At 40.8% G+C, this 2,780-nt stretch carries 2 protein-coding genes; both read right to left on the bottom strand.

The window, feature by feature from the left end:
- Positions 1-152: 152 nt before the first annotated feature.
- Entirely contained in the window at positions 153-584 is a 432-nt protein-coding gene (locus I6E38_RS14525; RefSeq protein WP_235394657.1) for a hypothetical protein, read from the bottom strand.
- 643 nt (positions 585-1,227) lie between these two features.
- Positions 1,228-2,780 (bottom strand): IS66 family transposase (gene tnpC, locus I6E38_RS14520; RefSeq protein ID WP_235394656.1); only part of this gene is annotated, 1,553 nt, incomplete at its 5' end.

The following is a 2,780-nucleotide window of genomic DNA, read 5'->3' as shown; positions in this document are numbered from 1 at the left end:
ATTTACGATAATATACGTTCAGCGACAGCAAGTGTTTTGTAAACCACCAATACAGCGTACCCACTATTTTTCAGTGGGTTAACTGCATTAGCATTTTGAATAAAGTTTTGAGTTCAAGGTAATTTGTGGATAATTTATGACAATTAATGTTCTTATAATGTATCCATAAACTTTCGCCAATCCATTACACAGAAAGGAGTGCCATAATCTTCATACGCCTCCATCGCTGCAATCTTTGCGATTCCTTTATCAAGGTAGGCAACATCTTCTGCAGGAACTTTCCCTATCTTGATTTGTGCAATAATGGACTTTAGTATGTCATAACAAATATAGTCGGGACTATACATGTCATCAAAATAACAGAAGTGCTCATCTTTCACAAAATGGTTGGAAAGAGAATCCAATATCTCCAAGAACGTATCAAAGGCTTGGTGATAGTTGCCTTTCGCCATGTCTTTGTTGACAACCTCCTTGAAGGAACATAGCAGATTGGCTATTGTATCACAATCCGTATCTATGTTGCGTGGATTAAAGATTGATTCGATTTCTCTTTTTAATGGAGAGAGTTCAATATTGGTTCGCATAGTCATATACCTTTTTTTAACTGGTTCCCCATCACAGAATCGCTCTGCGCTTGCCGTCACTCGGATGGGGATTTGAATGTTGAGTTTTGATTGTTGAATTGTCGGCTTTGCCGATGTTGAGTTATGCGCGAAGCGCAATGTTGAATGTTGAGTATTAAATGATAACTTATTTCTATTGTAAAAGTTTTACTTTTTCAATTATTGCTTTCTGCATTTCAGCCCATGAAGTTTTATCAAACATCTTGGGCATAGGTTGCATTTCTGCGTCCTCGAAATAAGTAAGGCTCATCATTGCCCTAAAATCGCTATAATTAGGGTACTTTGCTTTATAGAAAGATAAAATCTCTTGTCCTTAATTCCGCAACACTATTACAAATATAACTTTTTAAGTACCTGAGCAACAAAAAGTTGCCCAGGATTTTGCCATGTCGAAGAATTCACTTATCTTAGTGTTGCAAAAATAAACAAGCAAAACTCTGATATGACATGGCAAAAATACAAATTAAATCTGAGGAACTCACTCCTTTTGGAGGAATATTTTCAATAATGGAGCAATTGTAAGCACTCAATTGCTTCCAACCCCTTATAAACAGGGGCTGGAGAGCCATTGATTATTTTTGTTTTAACTTTTGTTTATTTGAATTTACCGTGCAACAGCACTGGGGAGAAGCTTTTCGTAGTCCTTCTCACCCTCTATAAGTCTGCTGAATACATAAGTGAAATACTCCTTCACATTGAGACCTACATTTTTGCATGTCTCAATGAGCGTATGGTATTTCAAGGCTGACTCTATGCCATCCTCACTACTGAAAAACAATGAGTTCTTCCTTTTCACCGTAAATGGACGTACAGCACGTTCTGCGAGCATATTGTCTATTGTAAAACGACCATCGTTTCGATACTTGATAAGGTCTTCCCAATTGGATGTCAAATAAACCAACGCCTTGCGCATCATGTCACTATAATGATAGCGAATAGGATTTGCAAGCATCCCGTTTGCCTTCTTATAGATAAGGCTCAGTATCTTGGTCACATCCTTTTGCTGTCTTCGCTTTTTGATTTGCTGTGGTGTATAATGGTTCAGCAAGCATTCTGCTTCTACGCGATACAGCGTGGCTATCAATTTGACGAAAGTGTCAGCATCGGCATCTTTGCAAGCCTTGAATACCGCTTCAAACTTATTACGGACATGCGCCCAGCACATCAAGTGCTCGTTAGCGGGATTGTCCTTGGTAAGCTCCTTGTACACCACATAGCCATCCGACTGTATGGTACCCAAGAAATCTCCCAAGAATGTCTGTATCGGTCTCTTGCCACGGCTGTCATTCTCGTCATTGTCATAAAAGAAGTAGGTTATCTGCTTCGCCTTGTTCACAAGAACCCACACGTACTTCTTGAAGTATCTGCCGAGTTTGGTCTTGTCACCCTTAAACTTGATTCTGACCTTTGTCCATGTCTCGTCAATGTTAAGAATGGACTTCACCTTTAGCAGCTTCTTCTTGAGAAGACGGATTATCGGAGTGAGCAGTTCCGCACCTTGTGTCAGCCAATTTCTATTTGTGTTGCTGCTTATCTGCAGCTTGTCAAGAATATTGCGTATCGACTGTCTGTATATGGGAGTCATCAGCATATAGTGGTCAACAACCAAATCCGCCAAGAACTCAGGGGTACAATGCGTCGAAGGAACCACATTCAAGTTCGGGCGGCGTGTATCCTTTTCATCCTTGGGCTGATAAAAGTCATGCCGCATACCGAACTTGTCCTCATAGACCGCCACCTTGAAAACCGTACATTCCACATAACTCTTTTTGGTGTATTCCTCTATGTCCTTATAACCGATAAACTTCATGTCTTCTGGCGCACCTTCCAAGGATGTCTCAAGAGTTATGGTCTTGGCAGCGTTCATACGGTTGTACTTCATACCATTTCTTCCTGAACGACTCAGATTCTCTGATTTTACCTTAGTCTGGTCTATTTCACCGTCAGCAGACGAAGAAGCGGAAGAGGCATTATTGTCATTGTCATCTTTTGAAGCCCAATCGTCACGTTCTTTCTGACGGTCGTTCTTGACAACTTTGCCCCTGCCACTCTGCTTCAGACTCTTGGAACCGAATGTCTCCTGATTGCTTCTATTCATACGACCGTTCAAGTCATCACGCTCCTTGACAGCCTTGTCGTATGCACTCTGAAGCCTAT

The sequence above is a fragment of the Leyella stercorea genome, from assembly GCF_021531355.1.
Taxonomy (GTDB): Bacteria; Bacteroidota; Bacteroidia; order Bacteroidales; family Bacteroidaceae; genus Prevotella.
Note: the sequence above shows the minus strand (reverse complement) of the source record. Positions and strands in the feature narration are given on the sequence as shown.